Source organism: Kitasatospora sp. NPDC101801 (assembly GCF_044766665.1).
GTDB lineage: Bacteria > Actinomycetota > Actinomycetes > Streptomycetales > Streptomycetaceae > Kitasatospora.
The window spans coordinates 30,254-51,589 of the sequence record NZ_JBIWML010000032.1; the positions used below are offsets into that span (position 1 = coordinate 30,254).

Annotated in this window: 22 protein-coding genes; 11 read left to right on the top strand and 11 right to left on the bottom strand. The window is 72.7% G+C overall.

Translation table 11 applies throughout. The features are described 5' to 3' along the window. Positions 1–14: 14 nt before the first annotated feature. The 7 genes from ACIRPK_RS27545 to ACIRPK_RS27575 form a co-directional block, all read right to left on the bottom strand. The gene (locus ACIRPK_RS27545; RefSeq protein WP_403042970.1) at positions 15–812 is read right to left on the bottom strand and encodes a leucyl/phenylalanyl-tRNA--protein transferase; all 798 of its coding nucleotides are present in this window, start codon (positions 810–812) and stop codon (positions 15–17) included. Beyond that, positions 812–1,606, bottom strand: coding sequence for a hypothetical protein (locus ACIRPK_RS27550; protein ID WP_403042972.1), 795 nt, complete (start codon positions 1,604–1,606; stop codon positions 812–814). Before ACIRPK_RS27550 ends, ACIRPK_RS27545 begins: the two co-directional genes overlap by 1 nt. Further along, positions 1,603–2,211: a hypothetical protein gene (locus ACIRPK_RS27555; RefSeq protein WP_403042974.1), complete on the bottom strand. Its 609-nt coding sequence runs from the start codon at positions 2,209–2,211 to the stop codon at positions 1,603–1,605. Before ACIRPK_RS27555 ends, ACIRPK_RS27550 begins: the two co-directional genes overlap by 4 nt. Before the next feature lie 158 nt (positions 2,212–2,369). Further along, the gene (locus tag ACIRPK_RS27560) at positions 2,370–3,017 is read right to left on the bottom strand and encodes a hypothetical protein (protein WP_403042976.1); all 648 of its coding nucleotides are present in this window, start codon (positions 3,015–3,017) and stop codon (positions 2,370–2,372) included. A 2-nt stretch (positions 3,018–3,019) separates the two neighbouring features. Continuing rightward, the gene (locus ACIRPK_RS27565) at positions 3,020–3,820 is read right to left on the bottom strand and encodes a hypothetical protein (protein WP_403042978.1); all 801 of its coding nucleotides are present in this window, start codon (positions 3,818–3,820) and stop codon (positions 3,020–3,022) included. Beyond that, positions 3,817–4,671, bottom strand: coding sequence for an NAD(P)-binding domain-containing protein (locus tag ACIRPK_RS27570; protein WP_403042980.1), 855 nt, complete (start codon positions 4,669–4,671; stop codon positions 3,817–3,819). Before ACIRPK_RS27570 ends, ACIRPK_RS27565 begins: the two co-directional genes overlap by 4 nt. Then, positions 4,668–5,828, bottom strand: a complete 1,161-nt coding sequence (locus tag ACIRPK_RS27575) for a MalY/PatB family protein (protein WP_403042982.1) — start codon at positions 5,826–5,828, stop codon at positions 4,668–4,670. The genes ACIRPK_RS27570 and ACIRPK_RS27575 overlap by 4 nt, the downstream gene beginning before the upstream one ends. A 637-nt stretch (positions 5,829–6,465) precedes the next feature. Between ACIRPK_RS27575 and galE the strand changes: the two genes are divergently transcribed. The 3 genes from galE to ACIRPK_RS27590 all read left to right on the top strand — a co-directional run bounded on the left by galE (position 6,466) and on the right by ACIRPK_RS27590 (position 8,582). Then, positions 6,466–7,470, top strand: a complete 1,005-nt coding sequence (galE, locus tag ACIRPK_RS27580; RefSeq protein ID WP_403042984.1) for a UDP-glucose 4-epimerase GalE — start codon at positions 6,466–6,468, stop codon at positions 7,468–7,470. Positions 7,471–7,641: 171 nt separating this feature from the next. Beyond that, complete coding sequence (locus ACIRPK_RS27585; protein WP_403042986.1) at positions 7,642–8,238, top strand: TetR/AcrR family transcriptional regulator; 597 nt, start codon at positions 7,642–7,644, stop codon at positions 8,236–8,238. After that, on the top strand, positions 8,235–8,582 hold the full coding sequence (locus ACIRPK_RS27590; protein ID WP_403042988.1) for a nuclear transport factor 2 family protein: 348 nt from the start codon (positions 8,235–8,237) through the stop codon (positions 8,580–8,582). Before ACIRPK_RS27585 ends, ACIRPK_RS27590 begins: the two co-directional genes overlap by 4 nt. A gap of 50 nt (positions 8,583–8,632) precedes the next feature. Here the strand turns inward: ACIRPK_RS27590 and ACIRPK_RS27595 are convergent, their stop codons facing one another. Next, a complete protein-coding gene (locus ACIRPK_RS27595) occupies positions 8,633–9,616 on the bottom strand; it encodes an AraC family transcriptional regulator (protein WP_403042990.1) in 984 nt (327 codons plus the stop codon). 141 nt (positions 9,617–9,757) lie between these two features. Here ACIRPK_RS27595 and ACIRPK_RS27600 point away from each other — a divergent pair, with 141 nt between their 5' ends. Further along, the gene (locus ACIRPK_RS27600) at positions 9,758–10,624 is read left to right on the top strand and encodes an NAD(P)H-binding protein (protein ID WP_403042992.1); all 867 of its coding nucleotides are present in this window, start codon (positions 9,758–9,760) and stop codon (positions 10,622–10,624) included. Positions 10,625–10,685: 61 nt separating this feature from the next. Here the strand turns inward: ACIRPK_RS27600 and ACIRPK_RS27605 are convergent, their stop codons facing one another. Beyond that, the gene (locus ACIRPK_RS27605; RefSeq protein ID WP_403042994.1) at positions 10,686–11,372 is read right to left on the bottom strand and encodes a TetR/AcrR family transcriptional regulator; all 687 of its coding nucleotides are present in this window, start codon (positions 11,370–11,372) and stop codon (positions 10,686–10,688) included. A 110-nt stretch (positions 11,373–11,482) separates the two neighbouring features. On the opposite strand from ACIRPK_RS27605, the gene ACIRPK_RS27610 reads away from it, so the two are divergent. From ACIRPK_RS27610 to ACIRPK_RS27625, 4 genes are all read left to right on the top strand, one after another. After that, a complete protein-coding gene (locus tag ACIRPK_RS27610) occupies positions 11,483–12,130 on the top strand; it encodes an NADPH-dependent FMN reductase (RefSeq protein WP_403042997.1) in 648 nt (215 codons plus the stop codon). Positions 12,131–12,141: 11 nt separating this feature from the next. Next, positions 12,142–13,551 (top strand): DHA2 family efflux MFS transporter permease subunit, encoded by a 1,410-nt coding sequence (locus ACIRPK_RS27615; RefSeq protein WP_403042999.1) that lies wholly within the window; start codon positions 12,142–12,144, stop codon positions 13,549–13,551. A 405-nt stretch (positions 13,552–13,956) separates the two neighbouring features. Beyond that, complete coding sequence (locus ACIRPK_RS27620) at positions 13,957–14,697, top strand: ABC transporter ATP-binding protein (protein WP_403043001.1); 741 nt, start codon at positions 13,957–13,959, stop codon at positions 14,695–14,697. Continuing rightward, entirely contained in the window at positions 14,694–17,498 is a 2,805-nt protein-coding gene (locus ACIRPK_RS27625) for an FtsX-like permease family protein (RefSeq protein WP_403043004.1), read from the top strand. Before ACIRPK_RS27620 ends, ACIRPK_RS27625 begins: the two co-directional genes overlap by 4 nt. 92 nt (positions 17,499–17,590) lie before the next feature. Here the strand turns inward: ACIRPK_RS27625 and ACIRPK_RS27630 are convergent, their stop codons facing one another. Both ACIRPK_RS27630 and ACIRPK_RS27635 read right to left on the bottom strand, forming a co-directional pair. After that, positions 17,591–17,893 carry a hypothetical protein gene (locus ACIRPK_RS27630; protein WP_403043006.1) on the bottom strand — a complete coding sequence of 101 codons (303 nt, stop codon included), beginning with the start codon at positions 17,891–17,893 and terminating at the stop codon, positions 17,591–17,593. 98 nt (positions 17,894–17,991) lie between these two features. Continuing rightward, complete coding sequence (locus tag ACIRPK_RS27635) at positions 17,992–18,417, bottom strand: hypothetical protein (protein ID WP_403043009.1); 426 nt, start codon at positions 18,415–18,417, stop codon at positions 17,992–17,994. A 284-nt stretch (positions 18,418–18,701) separates the two neighbouring features. On the opposite strand from ACIRPK_RS27635, the gene ACIRPK_RS27640 reads away from it, so the two are divergent. From ACIRPK_RS27640 to ACIRPK_RS27650, 3 genes are read left to right on the top strand one after another with little or no spacing between them, the layout of a single operon-like run. Further along, on the top strand, positions 18,702–19,211 hold the full coding sequence (locus ACIRPK_RS27640; RefSeq protein ID WP_403043012.1) for a hypothetical protein: 510 nt from the start codon (positions 18,702–18,704) through the stop codon (positions 19,209–19,211). Between the two features lie 53 nt (positions 19,212–19,264). Continuing rightward, positions 19,265–21,082, top strand: a complete 1,818-nt coding sequence (locus ACIRPK_RS27645) for a prolyl oligopeptidase family serine peptidase (RefSeq protein WP_403043015.1) — start codon at positions 19,265–19,267, stop codon at positions 21,080–21,082. Continuing rightward, positions 21,079–21,333 carry a hypothetical protein gene (locus ACIRPK_RS27650; protein WP_403043017.1) on the top strand — a complete coding sequence of 85 codons (255 nt, stop codon included), beginning with the start codon at positions 21,079–21,081 and terminating at the stop codon, positions 21,331–21,333. Before ACIRPK_RS27645 ends, ACIRPK_RS27650 begins: the two co-directional genes overlap by 4 nt. Positions 21,334–21,336 lie beyond the last annotated feature (3 nt).

Here is a 21,336-nt window from a genome sequence, read left to right on the forward strand (position 1 = left end):
GTTCGGCACCTGTCTCAGCCCGCCGCCGCGGCCAGCCAGGCCGCGGGCTTGGGCTCTTCGTCCAGCCGCAGCGGCTGGTCCACCGCGCCGAGAGCGGCCAGGTAGTCGTCCCGGTCGACCGGCCGGGCCCCCAGGCCCTCGGCCAGCGGGCCCGGCATCTGCGCGTCCAGGAGCGCCACCCCGCTCCCCGCGAGCCGGCCCTGCAAATCGGCGATGGCCACCTTGCTGCCCTCGGGGCGGCGGTGGAACGTCGAGTCCATGCTGAACACTCCGCCGAAGCCGATCCCGAAAACGCCGGCGATCAGTTCCTCGCCCTCCCAGACCTCGACGCTGTGCGCCCAGCCCTGGCGGTGCAGGTCCGCCAGCGACTGCGCGAACGTCGCCGAGAGCCACTGGCGTTCGTGCGCCCGGTTCTCGGCGCACTCGGCGACCACCCGCTCGAAGGCCGTGTTGCAGGTGGTGGTCCAGCCCAGGCGATTGCGGAGCCTGCGGCGGAGATTGGTGGACAGGTGCACGTCGCCGGGGCGGAAGACGGGGCGGCGGGCAGGGTTCCACCACACGGTGGCGAACCGGCCGAGCGGGTTCCGGGTGGGCAACTCCTGCACGGTGCCCAGCTCGACATGGACGGCGAACATGATCTCGTTGATCTCCACACCGTCCGCGTGCTCGGTGGGGAGCGGGAAGAAGCCGTGCCGGAACGCCGCCAGCAGGGTGTCAGGGGCAAGGTCGGCGCCCACGGCGCACGGCAGTCCGTCGGGTACCCGGCTGGTGTCGATCGACTGCCAGGCGACATCGGCCTCGGTCTTCGGCATCAGGCCACCGCCTCCGGCAGCGCTCCGAGGTGAGCAGCCGTCAGGACCGCTACGGCCTCCTCGGCTGCCGTCCGGACCGCGTCGGCGGTGAACAGCTCCGCCTGCGGCAGTGGAAGCATCTCGACCCTGGCACCCGCCCAGGGCGGCGAGCAGGCGATGCCCTCGCTGAGGAAGACCCGAGTGGGTTGCCGTACCCGGGTTTCGTGCGCCGAAGCCGCCAACCCGTAAGAGAACCACGCGAGTTGCTTTCCGACGAGGCTCTCCGCGATCGGCGCCGGCAGGTCCGGGGCCACGGCCGTCAGGACCTCGACCAGAAAGCTCCGCGCCGCGTCGAAGGCAGCAGCCTCGGTCCGACCGCGCAGCTCGGGCAGGTTCGCGAGGTCGACTCCACCGTCCAGCTTCCGGGCCAGTTCGACGAGGAGGGCCTGCGGGTCGTCGGGCCCGAGGTCCGCCGGATCCAGGAGCAGCACGGAGGACTGGCCGGGCCACGCCTCGGCGAGAGCCTGAGCGAGCACCGCACCGGAGCAGTAGGCGACCACCAGGAGCGGTCCCTCCGACAGCGCCGACTCCCCGAGCCAGTGGGCGGCTTGCTCGGCCACGGGGTGCGGCCCGACGAGCAGTGCCGGGTTGGCAAGCGGGTCGATCCGATGCCGGACGACGGACGGGCCCTCGGGGAGCACCGCCTCCAGCGACCGGCGCGGGATCTCGTTGGCGAACTCCAGCACGAGCACGGCGCACCCGGCCTCGTGCCGCTCGCCCGACGGAGCCTCGGGGGTGGGAAGGGTCGTGTTCACGGTGCCACCAGGTGAGAGGGGGTAGGTTCGCGATCGGAGGAGGCGGGGCAGGGCGCCGCCCCGGTGCCCAGGGGCTCGGTCAGCGGCTCGTAGAGGCACCAGACCATGGTCGGCTTGAAGATCTCGTGGACCAGCAGGTTCGGCGCCTTCGAGACCACGTCCAGTGACCCGACGCAGGCGTCCACCACGCCTTCGTTCGCCTGGTCCACCGCGATGGGCTTGGCGTTGACGTAGTGGATCTCGGCCTGCGGGGTGTACTTCCGCGCGAAGAAGGCTGTGGCCGGGTGGATCGCGATCCGGCGGACGCCCTCCAGGGTCCGCGAGCGCTGCGCGTTGGTGGCGATGCACATGTCCTTGGTCTGCCGCTCCCAGACGGCCGCGAGGGACATCCGCCCGTACGCCCTGAAATGCAGATCGACCCAGCTGTCCACGACCTCCGTGCCACCGCGTTCGATGAAGCCCGCAGCCACCAGGGCGTAGGTGCCGTGCTCCTCCCCGTACGCGACCGCATCGGCGAAGGAGTCCGCCAGCACCACCTCGGGGAAGAGCCGGGTGGCCTCCGCGTGCGCATCCGTCCCGGCCGGGCCGAGTGTTGCGACCCTCATCCCCGGTTTGCTCGTCCACGTGCCGGTGTGCCCCGGCAGTACCTCGGTCACGACAAGTCCCCCTCATGTGTTCCAACGGGCGCGTGACGGTGTCGGTCGGCGCCCGCCTGTCGGCCAGGACCCGGGGGTGTCCCGGGGGCTGGCCTCTGTGCTTCGGGCTACGCCAGCGGGATCGTGCCCCGGATGACGAAGGTGTCCCGGATCTCGTACAGCCGACGCACCGTCACATTCCGGCCGCCGATCAGCTGGGACGGCGTGCGGGCCGCCAGGGAGCGGACCCCCTGACGCTCGTATGCGTCGACGTCCAGGGTGGCGAGGCCGTGCGAGCGGGCGTCCCCGACCGAGTAGTCGGTCCACAGCAGCATGGGCAACTCCTGCTCTGGGGGCAGAGGTTCGGCCACGATGAGCTCATCCGTCCGGGGCCGCAGGTCGACCTCGAGCCCGGGCGCCGTGAGGATGCCCGGGTCGGTGGCCCTGGGTGCGAAGAGCTTGTTGAAGCCCAGCAGGTAGCCGCGGATCAGCGAGTACGGGTGGTCGACGTAGGTGACGACCGGAAAGAGGAAGTCCCTGCCGTTCAGCCGGACCGGGACCTTGAACAGGGTCTCGACGAAGTCGATGGACTGTTCGCCGGACACCTGGGAGGCGACCCGCGCGGTCGTCACGAGGAAGCGCCGGGCCTGCAGCTGCTCCACCAGGGCCACCGGTAGGCCGTGTTGGGCGAAGGGCCGGAAGTCGACGGCCTCCGGCTCGTCGAACACGGCCGTGGTGGCCGAGACGACAAAGCTGTTCGGGAGGTTGATGGACACGCTCACTGGCTCCGATCGTCGGCGGGGGTAGGACGGGCCGTCAGGCACGAGAGTTCGAACGGGAGGCCCTGGTTCTCCAGGAAGGCTCGGTCCCGGACAGCGCGGAACGTCGCCTCCCCGGTGGCCCCCTCGGCGGCGCGCGCCAGGAACTCGGCCGATGAGGGCAGCAGTCGGACGCCGTGGTCCGCGGCCAGGGTTCCCAACGCCGCGGTACAGACCTGGTACAGCGTGGTCAGGTCGGACGGCGGAACGTCCCTGGTCGGGTCGTCGGCCGGCGCACCGATGGTGCGGGTCAGCTCGGGTTCCGCCAGCAGCCGCCGGAGCGCGCCCACGGCCTTCCCGACGTTCTCCTCAGGGCCTGCGAAACCGGACTTGGCCAAGTAGTACGCGACCGGCTGGGCCAGCCACGGCAGCACGCTCTCCGACGCCCGCTCCGGCAGGCCGTCCAGGTGGGCCTGGAGGCCGAGCGGGTCGCTGATGAACGGCCGGGTGGCCATGCTGGTCACGTAGGCTGCGTGCCGGACCCGGAAGAAGTTGTCCGCGAGCGTGATCGCCGCACTGACCGTCAGACCGGATTCGGCGGCCAGCGACCTGAGCACCGGGGCGAGTTGGGCCCGCACCGGACCGGCGTCCGCCTCGGACCGGATCACCGGGATGAGGTCCAGGTCGGAGACCACCTGACCGTCCCGGGTGCGGAAGTCGCCGCGGGAGAGCGAACCGGACAGCGCGACCGAGGCCCCTGTCACCGGGGCGAGCGCGGAGGCCAACCGGCCCCTGAGCTCGTCGACGTCGGTGGACCTCATGCTCGCACCGCCGGTCCGGTCACCGCGGTGAAGTCCGCCGCGCCACCGTAGGCGTCCTCGGCCGCCCGGAACGAGCGGTAGACCAGGTCCAGCAACTCGTTGGAGTCACCCAGTACGTCGTGGGCGTAGCGCAGGTCCTTCACCAGGTGCCGCAGGGCGAAGTCGGGGTCCGAGTAGTCCTGCGCGACCGTCCGGTCCAGCTTGCTCGCGCAGACCGGAGCCATCCAGCCTTCGACGCCCAGGATCTGCCGGGCGACGTCGAAGTCCTGGCCCAGAGCCTCCTGCAGGGCGGGCACGTACGCGGCCACGGAGTGCATGATCGAGGCCCCCCAGGCGTTGTAGACGAGCTTGAAACGGGCCGGGTTGCCCGGCGCCGCGAAGTCGTAGCGGTTGCGGACGAACGTGCCGAGCACCAGCTCCGCACGCGCGTCGTCGGCACTCCCGTGCACGAAGGCCGCTAGGGTGCCGTCCGTCGCGCCGGCCCGGCTCCCGGTCACCGGCGACTCGAAACTCACACCGCCGGCCCGCGCGATCCGGGCGTGCCACTCGACCGCCCAGTCCACGCTGAGCGTCGACATCTCGATGCAGGCGGTGCGCAGTCCGGAGAGTGCGCCGACCACGCGCGGATCCGTCCAGAACTCGCGGCTGCGCTCGTCGTCCGCGAAACAGCCGAGGACGACGTCGAACGGCGCGTCCGCCAGGTCGTCCGGCGAGGCGATCTCCACCCCCTCGCACGGAGGCGTGAGTTGATGCCTGCTCAGGAGGGAGACGGTCATGTCAGCTCGCCTGGCGAGGTGGGGAACGACCCCGCGGGTCATCACCCCGTACCCCGCCACCAGCACCCGGATCACTGCTGTCCCACCCCTGTTCGTTCTGCTGATTCGACGTGTGCGGGCGGCGGCAGCCGGCGCCGGTCCGCAACCGCTCCGGCCATCGCGGCCAGAGCCCGTTCCAACTGGTCCGGCGGGAGCGCGAAGTTGAGGCGCGCGAAGCCCGGACTGCCGAACTCCTCGCCGTCGCACAGGGCCACACCCGCGTGCTCGCGGAAGTACGCCGCCACGTCGGTCACCCCGAGGCTCCGGCAGTCCAGCCAGGCCAGATAGGTCGACTCCGGTGGCGTACACCGCACACCGGGCATGTCTGCCGCGACGGCCTCCGCCACGGTCCGGCTGTTCTCCCGCAGGCGCCCGAGGGTGGCCGCCAGCCAGTCCAGCGAGCCCTGTTCCCCATAGGCGGCGCAGAGGGCGGCGACACCCAGCCGGGACACCGACCGGATGTAGAAGTCAGCTACCCCGGACCAGAGTTGAGCGTCCTGTTCGGCCGAGAAGACCAGTTGCGCGCACTTGAGCCCCGATATGTTCCAAGCCTTGGACGCGGAGGTCGCGGTGATCGTGTGCCCGGCGGTCCGCTCGTCCAAGGACGCGTACGGCACGTGGGGCCGACCCGCCAGGTTGAGGGGCGCGTGGATCTCGTCACTGAACACTCGGGCCTGGTGGGAGTCGACGATCCCGGCCAGTGCCGACAGTTCCCCGCGGGTGAATGCCCGGCCGGTCGGATTGTGCGGATGGCAGAGCACCACCAGGCGTCCGCCCGCGGCGAGCGCCCGGTCGACACCGGCCAGGTCCATCCGATGACCGGACGGCCCGTCGATCCCGGGAACCCGCAGCACCGGATGGCCGAACTGCTCCGGCACGGTCAGGAACGGCGCATAGGCCGGCGTGGGCACCACCACGGGCGCCCCCGGCGGAAGGAAATGCCGCACTACCGCCTGGAATCCGCTCACCACGTCGCTGACAAATCCGATGGTGGCCGGATCGACCCGCCAGCCGTAGGAGTTCCCCAGCCATGAAGTCAGGGATTCACGAGCCCGTCCGACGCTCCCGGGGTCGTTGTATCCCAAGGTGTCGAAGCGCACCTCCCGGGAAACTGCCTCGCGGATCGGATCAGCAGTGCCGTAGGCCATTTCGGCCACCCATGCCCCAATGGAACCGGGGTACTTGGTGGCCAACAGGGACCTCGGGAGAATCATATTCATCCCATTCTGTCTTATCGGTAAGTCGCAGTCCGGATTGGATCCCAGACGGTATCCCAGGCTGTTCACCCCGTCGCCTTAATTCTTCCGTCCCCCTGGCGCACCGGCTGCAGCGGTGGTCGATGTTACTGACCGGTTCGAGCATTGGCAATGCCCTGACCTTGGTGTTTTCAAAGTCGCCCCTTCTGCGCGCTTGCGACTCTGATCGCCCCGAAATGTCCGAATAATCCAAGCGTCGACGTGAATCGAGTGATGCGACGGGGAATGCGAGCGCCATACCCTCCGGACCAGGACGTTGATTACGCGTCAACTTGCTGGCAGCACGGCAAAGTTGGGGCGGTCGCACGCGACCCCAATTGGATCGTATTGATATTCGGCACTCCCTTATCCGAACCCCGACAGACGGGTCGGCCACCGGGAAGTCACCCTGATCGAGAGAGATTTCCACCTGCCCGCTATCCTTCTCGGTATCCGATCTACAGACGGGGCCACGGCCTGTCGTGGGGGCGACGTCGGCACTCACCGCTGTGGCCACCCGCGCCCCGAGGTCCGCTCGATCGGTCACCGACAACAGGGCCCAGTGCATGGGCACACAGAAGGGTTGGTCCGACCTATGAAGGTTCTGATCTCCGGGGGTGCCGGGTACATCGGCTCCACCGTTGCCTCGGCCTGTCTGGATGCCGGGATCACTCCGGTCGTCCTGGACAACCTGGTGACCGGTCGGCGGGAGTTCGTCACGGGCCGCGCCTTCTACGAGGGGGACATCGCCGACGGCGCCCTGGTGGACCGGATCTTCGCCGAGCACCCGGAGATCGAGGCCGTGGTGCACTGCGCCGCGCTCATCGTGGTGCCGGACTCGGTCGGTGACCCGATCGGCTACTACCGGGCGAACGTCGCCAAGAGCCTGGATTTCGTCGGCCACCTGATCCGGAACGGCTGCGAGAAGATGATCTTCTCCTCCTCGGGGTCGATCTACCTCCCCGGTGCCGACTTCAGCGTCGACGAGCACTCCGGCATCTCGCCGCAGAGCCCGTACGCCCGGACCAAGGCGGTCTGCGAGGGCATGTTCGCCGACATCGCCGCCACCCAGCCGATCCGCATCCTCTCCTTGCGTTACTTCAACCCGATCGGCGCCGACCCCCAGCTGAGGACCGGCCTGCAGCTGCGTCGGCCCAGCCACGCGCTCGGCAAGCTGATCGAGGCCCAGGAGGCCGGCGTGCCGTTCCAGATCACCGGCACCGACTGGCCGACCCGGGACGGCTCCGGCATCCGTGACTACGTCCACGTCTGGGACCTGGCCACCGCGCACGTGGCCGCACTGCAGCACTTCGACCGCGCGCTGGAGGAGCAGCAGTCCTCGGTGATCAACCTGGGCACGGGCACCGGCACCACCGTCACCGAGTTGGCCGCGGCCTTCAACGACGTCGTCGACCAGCCGGTCTCCCTGGTCGAGACCGGCCCCCGGCCGGGCGACGTGGCGGGTGCGTTCACCCGTAGCGACCGGTCGAAGCGGCTGCTCGACTGGGAGCCGCGCTTCTCCATCGAAGAAGGCATCCGGGACTCCCTTCGCTGGGCCGAGGTCCGCGACGAGCGCCTCGGGCTCACCGACCTCGACTGACCTGCTGCGGGCCCACCGGCCGGAAAAGTAGTACGAGCAGGGCCCTGTCGGAGAGATCCGGCGGGGCCCTGCTCCGTTGTGCGGTGCCGGTCGGTGATCGGGCGCCCGATCCGAGGCGGCGCTGTGCGTGCTATTTTGTGAGCAGTCGTTCAACTAATTCGGAAGGTGACCGTGGGACGTAGGCAACTCTGGGACCGGGCCGAGGTGTTGGCCGCCGCCATGCGGCTGTTCCGCCGTCAGGGGTACCAGGGGGCTTCGCTGCGGGACATCGAGGAGGCGACCGGGCTGCACCCGGGCAGCCTGTATCGGACCTTCCGGAACAAGGACGGCCTGTTCCAGGCGGCCCTGGAGGCGTACCACGAGCAGGTGGTGCAAGGGCGGGTCCGGACCCACCTGTCGGAGCCGGCCGATCCGGTGGCGGGCATCCGGTCGTTCTTCACCTCGGCCTACGGGACGGGGCTCGACCCCGATCCCGGCTGCCTGCTCACCAACACGGCGGTGGAGTCGTTCACCGTCCCCCAGGCCGCCGCCGGCGTACGGCAGGGCCTGGCCACCATCGAGGCGGGGTTCGCCGACGCCCTGACCCGGGCCCGGGCACTCGGACGCGTACCGGCGGAGCTGGACGTCGAGATGACGGCCGCTCAGCTGCTGGCGCTCTACCAGGGCCTGTTGGTGCTGGTCAGGGCCGGCCTGCCGATCACCAAACTGCACACCGTCACCGATGGCGCGCTCGCGTCGATCGGCCCCGCGAACGAGGGACAGCGATGAGTGACACACAGCAGCTCTGGACGGACTACGCGGCCTGCTGGTCGGCCGAACCGGGCGAGCGGCTCGCCGCGCTCGGGGCGGTCGCGGTGGACGAGGTCGGGTACCGCGACCCGGGTACGGAGGTCAGCGGCCTGGCCGAACTGGCCGACTACATGGCCGGGTTCGCCGGTGCGTTCCCCGGTCACCGGTTCCGCATCGACGAGGTGCTCGAGCACCACGACCGCTCGCTCGCCCGGTGGACCCAGCTCAGCGAGCAGGGTGAGCCAGCGATGGCGGGCGTCAGCACCGCGCTGCACCGCGACGGCCGGCTCGCCGACGTGACCGGGTTCTTCCTCCCGGCCTGAACCGTCCCCGGCGGGACCGAACGAGCGCGCGCCCGCACCGGCCCGCTCGTTCAGTCCCGCCGTCCCGTACCACCGCGCCGGTACCGGCCCGGGGCCAGGCCGTACTCCCGCTTGAAGGCGTTGGCGAAGGCGAACTCCGAGCCGTAGCCGACCCGTTCGGCCACCGAGCTGAGCGGGCTGTCCGTCTCCCGGAGCAGGCGGGCGGCCGTGGTCATCCGCCACCAGGTCAGGTAGCCGAGCGGCGGTCGGCCGACCGTCGCGGCGAACCGCTTGGCGAAGGCCGCCCGGGACAGCCCGCCCCTGGCGGCGAGGCTCTCGACCGTCCACGGGGCGTCGGGTGCGCGGTGGACGGCGTCCAGCGCGGCGCTGACGGCCCGGTCACCGAGCGCGGCGGCCCAGCCGTGGGCCGGGCCCTGCTCCCCGGCCGGAGGCCGAGGCTGGTCGAACCAGGCGCGGAGGATGAAGAGCAGCAGCATGTCCAGCAAGGCCGGGACGACGGTGTCCGCACCGAGCCGAGGGCGCTCCAGCTCACCGCCGAGGAGTTCGACCGCGGCCCGGATCTCGGGGTGGCGCCCGAGCCGGGCGGGCAGGTGCAGGACGTCCGGCACGTCCCGGAGCAGCGGGTGCGCCCGGGACGGGTCGAGCTGGTACGCGCCGCAGAGGGTGACCGTGGCGGGCCCGGTGACCGTGGCGGGCCCGGTGCCGTCCGGCGGCAGGCCCACCGAGGCGGCGGCGTACCGCTGTGCGCTCCAGGTGCCGTCCTGCGGGTCACAGGCGGCTTCGGCCAGCGGAGTTGACGGATGGTCGGCCAGCGCGTGGTCGTGACCGCGCGGCATGAAGACCACGTCGCCGACGCCCAGTGCGACCGGCTCGCCCTCCCGGGGGATCAGCCAGCACGAGCCCTGCAGGATCACCTGGAACCCGCCGCCGGGGGCGGGCAGGAACCGCTGCCCCCAGGGGCCGTACCACTCCACCCGGGCCGAGCGGGGCTCACCGGTGCGCATGGCCGCCACCACGTCGCTGAGGACATCCATCCGCAGAAGATATCGGCCCGGCGAAGACGATCGCGTATGAATCGGAGATCTGAGCGCATGGGAAGTCTTCTTCAGGCGACCTACGGTCGACCCAACGGCACCACAACGGGTGAGGTGCCGTCAGGGAGAGGCAGTCCGGTCATGGTTGAGCAGTCACCGAAGGTCCTGGTCGTCGGAGCGAACGGCACGGTGGGCCGGCACGTCACCCCGGGTCTGCTGCGGAGCGGGGCGGAGGTGCTGGCGCTGACCCGTGAACCGGAGCGCGCAACCCAACTGCCGCGCGGGGCAACGCCCGTACGCGGTGACCTGACCGATCCGGAGAGCCTGGCGGCGGCCGCGCGGGAGGCCGACGCCGTGTTCCTCGCCTGGCCCCTGCACTCGGCCGAGGGCGCCGCCGAGGCCGTGGCGGCGCTGACCGGGAACGCCCGCCGGGTGGTGTACCTGTCCTCGGCCGCCGTCCGGGACGTCCCCGGCGGGGAGCCCGAGTCGCCCGGTCGGCCGGACGCCGAGGTCGAGGCGCTGATCGCCCGCTCCGGCGTGCGGTACACCTTCCTGCGACCGCACGGTTTCATGGCCAACGCCCTGCGCTGGGCTGCGGAGATCCGGGCCACGGGCATGGTGCGCGGCTACGGCGGCGCAGCCGGGCTGACCCTGGTCGACGAACGGGACATCGCCGCCGTGGCGGTCCGGGCCCTGACCGAGGACGGGCACCACGGGGCCCGGTACGCGCTGACCGGGCCCGCGTCGCCGACCCAGGCGGAGCAGGTGCGGATCATCGGTGCGGCCGTCGGCCGGCCGGCCCGGTGGGAGGAGATCTCCCGGGCGGCGGCCCGTCGACAGCTGGTCGACAGTGGCTGGCCGCTCGGGATCGTCGACGGCGCGCTCGACTTCGTCGCTGCCCGGATCGACGCACCGGAACCGGTCACCGGTACGGTCCTGCACGTCACCGGCGCCCCCGCCCGCTCCCTGCACGACTGGGCCGTCGAGCACGCCGACCGGTTCCGCTGAGCTCGACCGGCGGGCCACGACTCCGCCGGCCGAGCAGGCAGCAGTCCGGCAGCGCGCTGGATCAGCCCGCCCGGTACGCCCGTACGAAGGCCAGTACGCCCGCCTCGATCAGCCGATCGGTCTGCTCCTTGGGCAGCGGGAGGACGCCGTAGTGCGAGAGCTGCACGATCGAGTGCGAGGTGAGCGCCATGAAGTGGGCCGCCGCCATGGCCGCGTCCCCGTGCAGGTCGAGCAGCCCGGCCGCCGCCAGGCCGGCCATCGTCTCGGCGAGGGCCCGGCCGACCGGGCCGGGGCCCGCGTCCTTCCAGGCCGCCAGCACCTCCGGCGGCACGTGGTCCGCCTCGGCGTGGATGTGGCGGACCAGCGCGAAGTGGTTCGGATGGTCGGCCATCAGGCCGACGAACGCGCGGGCCAGCGCGATCAGGTCGCGCTCCAGCTCCTCCGGGCGGGGCGGCCGCCCCGGGTCCACCAGGGCGCGCAGAAGGGCGAGTTGGGCGTCCCGCACCTCACCGGAGGTCCAGATGACGACGGTCCGGAAGAGATCGGCCTTGCCGCCGGGGAAGTGGTTGTAGAGGGTGCGGGTCGACACGCCGGCCGCCGCGGCGAGGGCGTCGACCGAGGCCCTCGCGTAGCCCTCCCGGCCGAAGACCGAGCAGGCCGCGCTCGCGAGAGCGATCTGCTTCTCCAGCTTCCGGGGCGACAGCTCGCGCTGCGCCTCCGCCAACCAGGTCTCGTTGCCGCTGCTCACAGATGCCTCCCGAGAAATTACAACGACCGTTGCACTTTCGACAACGCTCGTTGTACTTTACCGGAGGGGAGGCCGCGACGGGCGGTCGCCCAGGAGGAGGGGACACCACCATGCCTGCCAGCGAAGCCACAGCCGCCGCCGTCAGCACCACCGCCAGCACCGTCGACCGGGACGCGCCGCTGCGGGTGGCCGTCATCATCGGCAGCGTCCGGGAGGGCCGCCAGGGGCCGGCCGTCGCCGACTGGTTCGTCGGGGCCGCCGCCGCCCAGGCCGGCCTGGAGTTCGACGTCATCGACCTGGCCGAGGTCAACCTGCCGCTGGTGATGCCCGGTTGGGGCAGCACGCCGAGCCCCGAGACCGCCGCCGCCCTCGCGGACGTGACCCCCCGGCTGGCCGACGCCGACGCGTTCGTGGTGATCACGCCCGAGTACAACCACAGCTTCCCGGCCGCCCTGAAGAACCTGATCGACTGGCACCACCAGCAGTGGCACGCCAAGCCGGTCGGCTTCGTCTCGTACGGCGGGCTCGGCGGCGGGCTGCGCGCCGTCGAGCAACTCCGGCTGATCTTCGCCGAGTTGCACGCCGTGACGGTCCGCGACTCGGTCAGCCTGCACGGGCCGTGGTCGGGCCTCGGTCCGGACGGGGCGCCGCGCGACACCGATGTGCCCGCAGGTGCGGTCAAGGGCATGCTCGGCCAACTCGCCTGGTGGGGACGGGTCCTGCGGGACGCCCGGAGCACCCACCCGTACCAGGGCTGAAGGCGCGGGAGATGACCACGGCCCGGCTCACCGAGGCACCACGGCACCTCCGCCGGCCCTCGGCCACGGTCCTGAACCGCACCCTCGTCGTGGTGGTGACCGGCTCGATGATGTCGGTGCTGGACACCACGATCGTCAACGTCGCGCTGCGCAGCCTGGCCGAGACCTTCCACGCCCCACTGGCCACCATCCAGTGGGCCACCACCGCCTACACACTCGCACTGGCCGCCGTGATCCCGACCGCCGCCTGGGCGATGGGGCGGATCGGCGCCAAGCGCAGCTACCTGACCGCCCTCACCCTGTTCACGCTCGGCTCCGTGCTGGCCGCCTTCGCCTGGGACGCGGGCAGCCTGAGCGCCGCCCGCGCCGTGCAGGGGCTCGGCGGCGGGCTGCTGATGCCGGTCGGCATGACGATGGTGATGCGCGCCGCCGACAGCGAGCGGCTCGGGCGGGCGATGGCGGTCGGCGGGCTGCCCATCCTGATCGGGCCGGTGTTCGGTCCGGTGCTCGGCGGCCGGCTGCTCGACGTCGCCTCCTGGCACTGGATCTTCCTGGTCAACCTCCCGGTGGGCGCGGCCGCGCTGCTGCTCGCCGGGAAGCTGCTGCGGTCGGACCGGCCCGCCGACCCGGCCGCCGCGCCCGGGCTGGACGTCGCCGGGCTGCTGACGCTCTCGCCCGGCCTGGCGCTGCTGCTGTTCGGCCTGGCCAGGGGCGGCGAGCGGGGCGACTTCGGCGCCGCCGGGGCGCTGCTCCCGACCCTGGCCGGAGCATTGCTGGTGGCCGCCTTCGGGTGGCGCGCGCTGACCGCCCGTCAGCCGCTGCTCGACCTGCGGCTGCTGCGCGACCGCAGGCTGGCCGCCGGGGCCGGCACGCTCGCGCTGTTCACCGCCGGCTACTTCGGCTCGATGCTGCTCGGCCCGCTGTACTGGCAGCTGGCCCGGGGTGTGAGGGCCACCGAGGTCGGGCTGCTGGGCGCGCCGGTCGGACTGACCGTCGGCCTGTCCTTGCAGGTCGCCGCGCGACGGATCGACCGGGTCTCGCCCCGGCGGCTGATCACCACCGGCGTCGCCCTGGGCGCGCTGGGGATGGTCCTGACCGGACTCCAGGTCGGCGTGCCGGAGGTGCCGGCCTGGCGGGTGGTCGGCTCGGCGATGGTGATGGGCGTCGGCGCCGGGACGGTGCTGATGCCGACCATGACGACCGCGAGCCGCGACCTGCCGAAGGAGCAGTTGGCTGCCGCCAGCACGGTCCTGAGCATCAACTCCCAGGTCTGGGCCTCGACCGGCACCGCGCTGATCTCGGTGGTGCTGGGTGCGGCCGGCCCGGATCCGGCGGGGTTCCGGCTCACCTACCTGGTCGCGGGTGGCGTGCTGGCGCTGGGGCTGCTGCCCGCCGCGCTGCTCCCGGGACGGCGCTCCTGAGCGGGCGCGGCACCAAGCGGAACCGCACGACCGAGGGCCCCGCCGGATCACTCCGGCGGGGCCCTCGGTCGTGCCCGGCCCGAGGTCACGCCGGTCAGGGGATCGGTCCGGCGAGCCGGTCGGTCCACCGAGAACTCGATCGCCGGGACCACCGCGCCCCGTCCGGCCTGGGCAGATCCGGCGGCCGGGTGGGCAGATCGGCTCTGCCGGCCGCTTGAAGCGCGGCTGCATACCGGGTATACATACTCGGTATGCAGGCGCGTCAGGGTGGTTCGACTGACCGGGTCTGACAGGACAGTGACCGGGGTGCCGCCCCGGGTGAGGCCGCCTTCCGGCCCCGCCGACGGACGGCAGCTGTGCTGCGCCCGGTGCCTCGGGTGACGGCCGACGAGAAGGAGCCGACGAGTGACAGCCACAGAGATCAGGGAAAGCGAAGGGGCGGTCCTCCGCCTGCGCGGGGTGTCCCGGGTACACGGTCAGGGCGCGACCCAGGTGCACGCCCTGCGCGGGATCGACCTGTCGGTCCGTCCCGGGGAGTTCGTCGCGGTGATGGGCCCCAGCGGGTCCGGCAAGTCCACCCTGCTCACGCTGGCCGGCGGGCTGGACACCGCCAGCTCCGGCCAGGTCCGGGTGGAGGGGCAGGACCTGGGCAGGCTGTCCAGGACCGCGCTGTCCGCCGTCCGCCGCCGGGCGATCGGCTACGTCTTCCAGGACTTCAACCTGATCCCCGTGCTGACCGCCGCCGAGAACGTCTCGCTGCCGCGCGAACTGGACGGGGTGACCAGCCGCCGGGCCCGGGCCGAGGCGCTGACCGCGCTCGCCGAGACCGGCGTGGCCGAGTACGCCGACCGCTTCCCCGACCAGCTGTCCGGCGGACAGCAGCAGCGGGTCGCGATCGCCCGGGCGCTGGTCGGCGAACGCCGGCTGGTGCTCGCCGACGAGCCCACCGGCGCGCTCGACTCGGCCGCCGGGGACACCGTACTGTCCGTGCTGCGGGCCCGCTGCAACGCGGGCGCGGCCGCGGTCATGGTGACCCACGAACCCGCCCACGCGCAGTGGGCGGACCGGGTGGTGGTGCTCACCGACGGGCAGGTAGTGGAGGAGCGCCAGGGCGGCGCCGCCAACAGGACGGACCAGAACCGATGAGCCTCTCCGCCTGGCGGGCCGCGCTCCGGATCGCCCGCCGCGACGCGCTGCGGGCCAAGGGGCGCAGCGCTCTGATCATCGCCATGATCGCGCTGCCGGTGGTGGGTGTCACCGGCGCGGACATCGTGGCCCGCAGCACCCAGCTCACCACGCAGGAGCACAGCACCCGCCTGATGGGCACCGCCGACGCGTACGTCAGCACCAGTGCCCAGCCCGGCTGGCGGCTGGTGCAGGGTGCGGAGCCCAGCAGCGAGAACACCTTGATCCTGTCCCAGAAGGGGGAGAAGCCCACCCCCACGCCCGAGGAGGCGGCCCGCAGCGCCCAGCCGCTGCAACGGCTGCTGGAGCAGGCGCTGCCGGCCGACGCCAAGCTGCTGCCGGTCGAGGCCACCACCGGCTACCACCTGACCAGCACCACGTACGGTCAGGGCCAGGTGCAGGTCTGGGGGATGGACCTGGCGGACCCGCTGGCCGCCGGGATCACCACGCTCCGGCAGGGGGCGTGGCCCGCCGCGCCGTTCGAGATCGCGGCGACCACCGCCTTCCTGACCGAGTCCGGGCTCCAGGTCGGCCAGAGCACCACGCTCAAGGGCACCACCCAGCCGCTCCGGATCAGCGCCGCCGTCGAGTACCCGGGTGAGCTGCGGGCGAACCGGCTGGTCGGCCGGCCGGGCGAGCTGAGCGGACTGCTCAACGCCCTGCCGGAGAAGACCGGTCTGGCCACCGCCGTCGGCGCCCGCGACTACCTGGTCGCGCTGCCCGGGCACGCCGCCTTCAGCTGGGAGGCGGTGCAGCAGGCCAACGCCTTCGGCTTCACCGTGGCCTCCCGGGCCGTGCTCGCCGACCCGCCGCCGGCCACCGAGGTCAGCTCCAGGGCCAGCGCCCTGGACACCGAGGCGCTGCGCAAGACCGAGACCATCGCCGCCACCGCGGCCGGGCTGGCCCTGCTGGAGATCGTGCTGCTGGCCGGTCCGGCGTTCGCGGTCGGTGCCCGACGCTCCCGGCGGCAGCTCGGGCTGCTCGCGGCCTGCGGCGGCAACCGGGCGCACATCCGCCGGGTCGTGCTCGGCGGCGGCATCGTGCTCGGCGGCGCGGGTGCGCTGGCCGGCGTGGTGCTCGGCGGGGTGACCGCCCTGGTCGCCCGGTCCTACCTGGAGGGCAGGTCGGGGGCCCGGTTCGGGCACTTCGCGCTGAACCCCACCGACCTTTCGGGCATCGTGGCGCTCGGTGTGGTCACCGGCCTGCTGGCCGCGTTCGTCCCGGCGGTGCAGGCCGCCCGGCAGCCCGTGGTGGCGGCCCTCACCGGACGGGTCACCGCCCGGCCGCCGGCCAAGTGGCTGGCCGTCGTCGGCGCACTGACCGCCCTGGCGGGTGCCGCCCTCGCGCTGACCGGCGAACTCTCCGACTCGGGCTCGCGCTCGGTCCTGGCGGGCTCGGTGCTCGCCGAGCTCGGACTGATCGCCTGCACCCCGCTGCTGATCAGCCTGTTCGGCCGGCTCGGCCGGTTCCTCCCGCTCTCGCCCCGGCTCGCACTGCGCGACTCGGCCCGCAACCGCGGCCGGACCGCCCCGGCGGTCGCCGCCGTGATGGCCGCCGTCGCCGGTGCCGTCGCGGTGCTGACCTTCCAGGCCGGCAGCGAGTCGGCCGCCCGGTCCGGGTACGTGGCCTCGGCCCCGTCCGGTGCCGTGGTGCTGAAGGCCGAGTCCGTCCGGGGCCCCGACAGCCTGGCGGTCTCCACCGCGAAGAACGCCGCCGCGCTGCGGACCGCCGTGGAGGCCACCGTGCCCGACCTCGGGCAGCGCGCGGACCTGAGCGTACTCAGCTACGGGGCCTGCGACAGTACGCCCGGCTCGTTCTGCGGCCGGGTACAGGTCGCCCCGGCGCCCGGGAACACCTGTCTGGCCCCGCCCGGTCCCGGCGGCATCGACCTCCGCTGCGCGCGCAGCGCCGCCGCCGAGCCCGAGGACATCCGGGACGTGATCAGCGGTGATCCGGCCGTGCTGCACAACCTGCTCGGCGTGGACTCGCCCGCCGCCACCAAGGCGCTGGCGGACGGTCAGGTGGTCGTGCTGAACCCCGGCTACCTCCAGGACGGCAAGGTCACCCTGCAGCTCACCCGGTTCGGTGCCACCGGCCCCGAGGGCAACCAGACCAGTACCGTCAGCCTGCCGGGCGTGGCCGTGACCGGCACCGCCCAGGCCGCCCGCGCGGTGATGTCACCGGCGGCCGCCCGAGCGGCCGGGCTGCTCTCGGTCGACCAGCAGTCGGTGTGGCGGCCCGCCCGGACCCTCACCTCGGCCGAGGTGCAGCGCGTCACCTCCGCCGTGGTGCAGACCGGCCCCGGCAAGCTCGCGGTGGAGCGCGGCTACCAGGAGGGCTCCGGCAACGCCCTCGTCCTGGGTCTCGCCGCCGCCGCCTCCGCGGTGGCCATCGCCGCCGCCGCCATCGCCACCGGCCTGGCCGCCACCGACAGCCGGGGGGACCTGGCCACCCTGGCCGCCGTGGGTGCCACCCCGGGCATCCGCCGCCGGCTGTCCGCCTTCCAGTGCGCCGTGGTGGCCGCGATGGGCGCCTCGATCGGGGCACTGGCCGGGCTGGTGCCCGCCGCCGCCCTGCAGCGGGTGCAGAACCTCGGCATCGAGGCCAAGCTCGGCTCCGGCTCGTTCCGGATCGGCAGCAACCCGCTGGTGATCCCGTGGCCCGAGCTCGCCGCACTGGTGATCGGGCTGCCGCTGCTGGCCTGGGTGCTCGCCGCCGCCTTCACCCGCTCCCGGGTGGCCCTGGCGCGGCGGACGGAGTGAACCGGCAGTACTGAGGGGAGTGCGGCGGCCCTACCGGGGAGACCTGGTGGGGCCGCCGCACTTCTTCGCAAGGAGGAGATCTGTCGCGCGGCTCACGGCGAAAGTGCCTGGCCGTTTACGGACGGATCACCTTGCAAGGGTGGGCGTCGCAGTCCCCCGAGCCCCTGATGACTGGTGCCGTTCGCCGGATCCGGGTGCTTCCAGAGGTCGGCCATCAGGTCGGCGATCCGCGCGGCGGTGAGCGGCCCGGTGGCCAGGGCGGCGGCGAGGGCGGGCAGCAGGTTGGGCGGGAGGGTGCGGGGGTCGCCGATCAGGACCGACTCGTCGGGGAAGGTGAGCAGCACCAGCGGAGCGCCGTCGTCGAGTTCGGCGTGGTACCAGGTGACCCTGTTCATGTGCCCCTCCCGGTGACGGCGGATGCGTGCGACTCCCGATGGAATCGAACGTACACCCGATTACGGGAGTAGACGAGGACGGCGCACGGGCCCGGCAGTCAGTACTCCGCCGCGCCTTCGGAGTCGCCGCGAGCCGCCACCAGGGCCTCGATCACGACCCGCACCCGGGGCAGGTCGGCCGGGTCGAGCTCGGCCAGGTGCGCCACGATCGCCCGGGCGTCGGCGGGCAGACCGGTGAGCTCGGTGGTGACGTAGTCCAGGTACTGGGCCGCGGCGGCGCGCTGGACCTGGAGCACCGGCAGGCCGAGCCCGGCCGCGAGCGCACGGAGCACCTGCGGCTCGGGCGCGCGGACCACCTCGTTGCGGACCAGCTTGTGCAGCCAGGTGGTGCCGGGGCGGTAGCCGGTGGCCGGGTCGACGGTGCTCTCGGTGAGCCGCCGGAAGGTCACCCCGGGACGGTCCAGCGCCTCGCGCACCAACCGGGAGAGCGCGTCGCCGGTGTCGCCGGGCACGGTCGCGGGCATCTCGTCGTCTCCCCTCACGGCAGTCGGCCCCTCGCTCCGGCCCGGGCGAGGGCGCGGGCGGTCGGCGGACGACGGCCGCGTTCGCGAACGAGGCTGACAGCGCCAACCCGCCGATGCTGCCACCACCCGGCGCCGGTGACCAGTCGGTTCGGTGACCTGCCCAGGAAATCGACAGTAAATCGAATACGTGTTCGCGTTCGCGAACGCATCTAGGTAAGGTCCTGTCCGCGAGCAACGACCGGCGGTTCAGCGCAGCAGATCAGAGCAGCAGCAGGAGGCAGTCCGTGACCACGCCGACCGAGTTCTTCGGGGTCCCGATCCAGCGGAGCCGCCAGCCCGTCGCCTGCCGGGTGCAGCAGCGGCCGCTCTCCGCCCTCCGGCCGCTGTTCGAGTCGGTGCTCCGGGATCCGGTCATCACGGCCTTCGGCTGGTCCCAGACCGGCCCGGTCCCGGTGGAGCCCGACGGTGCCCGGCTCCGGGTCGGGCCGCCCTGGTTCCGCACCACGGCCGACCGGGGCGAGCACGACCTGTACGCGCTCTCGCTCGCCCTCCCGCACCCCAGCCTCGGCGGCCACCGTTACGGGCCGGGCGCCTCCCCGGCGCACTGGCGCAGACTGCCCTACCAGGGGCCCGACCAGGCCCGCTTCGACCGGGCCCGACGGCTGTCCGAGGCACTGGAGTCCGGTGCCTTCGACCGGGTGCTGGCCGAGTCGTTCGGCGGCCCGGCCGGCGGCGCCACGGCGGTGACGGTCTGGCGGGACCGGATCAGGGTGGTGCAGTGCGCCTTCGTCTGACCGGCGGGGCCGCACCGTTCCGCCGGGCCGCGGGGATCGGGTTTGATGGGGGGATGAGCAACGAGAAGAGCCCCGTACCGGAGTGGGAACAGCGGTTCCGGGCGGCACGGGTCTCCCTGCCCGACTGGGCGGAGCAGGCCCCCGACCGCGCCCTCTACGTCTCCAACTCCACCGGCACGTACGAGATCTACGCCTGGGACCGGTCGGCCGACACCCATCGCCGGGTGACCTCCCGCCCGAACGGCACCACCGACGCCGAGCTCAGCCCGGACGGCGCGTGGATCTGGTGGTTCGACGACACCGACGGCGACGAACTGGGCGTCTGGCGCCGCCAGCCGTTCGCCGGCGGCCCCGACGAGCACGCCGTGCCCGGGGTGCCGGCCGCGTACGACGCGGGTCTGGCGCTCGGCCTGGACGGCACCGTGGTGGTCGGCACCTCGGACGACGAGCACGGCACCACCCTCTACCTGCGCCGCCCGGGCGCCGCCGAGGTCGAGCGGATCTACCGGCACGAGGAGTACGGCGGCGTCGGCGACCTCAGCCACGACTCCACCCTGCTGGCGATCGACCACACCGAGCACGGCGACGCGATGCACTCGGCGATCCGGGTGCTCCGGCTCGCCGACGGCGCCACCGTGGCCGAGCTGGACGAGGTGACGGGTCGTCAACACCCCAGTGGGGTGGCCTGCCTGGGCTTCGCCCCGGCCGACGGCGACACCCGGCTGCTGATCGCCCACCAGCGCACCGGCCGCTGGGAGCCCGCCCTCTGGGACGTGGCCACCGGCACCGAGACGGCACTGGTCCTCCGCGACGACCAGGGCCGGGAGTTCCCCGGCGACCTGTCCGCGCAGTGGTTCCCCGACGCCCGCGCCCTGCTGGTCGAGCACGAGTACGAGGCCCGCAGCGAGCTGTTCTGCTACGACCTGGCCACCGGCGGGCTGACCCGGCTGGACACCCCGCGCGGCACCGTCTCCGGCGCGACCGCCCGGCCGGACGGGACGGTGGAGTTCCTCTGGTCCTCGGCGGCCGAACCCTCGGCGGTCCGCTCCACGGCGGGCACCGTGGTGCTGCGGGCCCCCGGCCCGGTGCCGCCGGGCTCGGTGCCGGTCGAGGACGTCTGGGTGGACGGGCCGGGCGGCCGGGTGCACGCCCTGGTCCAACGCCCGCCCGGGACCGGCCCGTTCCCCACCCTGTTCGAGGTGCACGGCGGCCCGACCCACCACGACAGCGACTCCTTCGCGGCCGGGCCCGCCGCCTGGCTGGACCACGGCTTCGCGGTGGTCCGGGTCAACTACCGCGGCTCCACCGGCTACGGCCAGGCCTGGACCGACGCGCTGCACGGCCGGGTCGGCCTGATCGAGCTGGAGGACATCGGCGCGGTCCGGGACTGGGCGGTCGACTCCGGCCTGGCCGACCCGTCCCAGCTGGTGCTCTCCGGCGGCTCCTGGGGCGGCTACCTCACCCTGCTCGGCCTCGGCACCCAGCCGGACAGCTGGACCCTCGGCCTGGCCGCCGTACCGGTCGCCGACTACCTCGCCTCGTACCAGGACGAGATGGAGGCGCTCAAGTCGCTGGACCGCACCCTGTTCGGCGGCTCGCCCGAAGAGGTGCCCGAACTCTGGCACGCCTCCTCGCCGTTGAGCTACGTGGAGCAGGTGAAGGTGCCGGTCTACCTGAGCGCCGGGGTGAACGACCCGCGCTGCCCGATCCGGCAGATCGACAACTACGTGGCCCGGCTCGAGGAGCTCGGCAAGGAGCACGAGGTCTACCGCTACGATGCCGGGCACGGCTCACTGGTGGTCGAGGAGCGGATCAAGCAGCTCCGACTGGAGATCGACTTCACACTGCGGCACCTGGGGAGAGCGCGTTGAGCATCAGACGTGGGGTGGTGGCCTCCGGCGCCGTACTGGCACTGCTGCTGACCGCAGCGGGCTGTTCGTCCGGCTCGGACGACTGCGACGACCGGTCGGCCGGCACCGTGGCCGGGACGGTCTCACCGGTCCAGGCCCAGCTGCTGGCCAAGTCCGGCAAGGGCTCGAAGAGTTCGAAGAGCGCGAAGAAGTCCAAGGGCCACAAGAGCACCGGTCACAAGGGCGCGGACAACGACGACTGCGACGACTGACGG

Excerpts from the sequence above, each read along its gene's own strand:
- ACIRPK_RS27630 (WP_403043006.1), bottom strand. The coding sequence starts at position 17,893 with ATGAACAGGGTCACCTGGTACCACGCCGAACTCGACGACGGCGCTCCG.
- ACIRPK_RS27600 (WP_403042992.1), top strand. The coding sequence starts at position 9,758 with ATGGTTGAGCAGTCACCGAAGGTCCTGGTCGTCGGAGCGAACGGCACG.
- ACIRPK_RS27635 (WP_403043009.1), bottom strand. The coding sequence starts at position 18,417 with ATGCCCGCGACCGTGCCCGGCGACACCGGCGACGCGCTCTCCCGGTTG.
- ACIRPK_RS27555 (WP_403042974.1), bottom strand. The coding sequence starts at position 2,211 with ATGAGGGTCGCAACACTCGGCCCGGCCGGGACGGATGCGCACGCGGAG.
- ACIRPK_RS27545 (WP_403042970.1), bottom strand. The coding sequence starts at position 812 with ATGCCGAAGACCGAGGCCGATGTCGCCTGGCAGTCGATCGACACCAGC.
- ACIRPK_RS27595 (WP_403042990.1), bottom strand. The coding sequence starts at position 9,616 with ATGGATGTCCTCAGCGACGTGGTGGCGGCCATGCGCACCGGTGAGCCC.
- ACIRPK_RS27625 (WP_403043004.1), top strand. The coding sequence starts at position 14,694 with ATGAGCCTCTCCGCCTGGCGGGCCGCGCTCCGGATCGCCCGCCGCGAC.
- ACIRPK_RS27645 (WP_403043015.1), top strand. The coding sequence starts at position 19,265 with ATGAGCAACGAGAAGAGCCCCGTACCGGAGTGGGAACAGCGGTTCCGG.
- ACIRPK_RS27590 (WP_403042988.1), top strand. The coding sequence starts at position 8,235 with ATGAGTGACACACAGCAGCTCTGGACGGACTACGCGGCCTGCTGGTCG.
- ACIRPK_RS27565 (WP_403042978.1), bottom strand. The coding sequence starts at position 3,820 with ATGAGGTCCACCGACGTCGACGAGCTCAGGGGCCGGTTGGCCTCCGCG.
- ACIRPK_RS27610 (WP_403042997.1), top strand. The coding sequence starts at position 11,483 with ATGCCTGCCAGCGAAGCCACAGCCGCCGCCGTCAGCACCACCGCCAGC.
- ACIRPK_RS27615 (WP_403042999.1), top strand. The coding sequence starts at position 12,142 with ATGACCACGGCCCGGCTCACCGAGGCACCACGGCACCTCCGCCGGCCC.
- galE (WP_403042984.1), top strand. The coding sequence starts at position 6,466 with ATGAAGGTTCTGATCTCCGGGGGTGCCGGGTACATCGGCTCCACCGTT.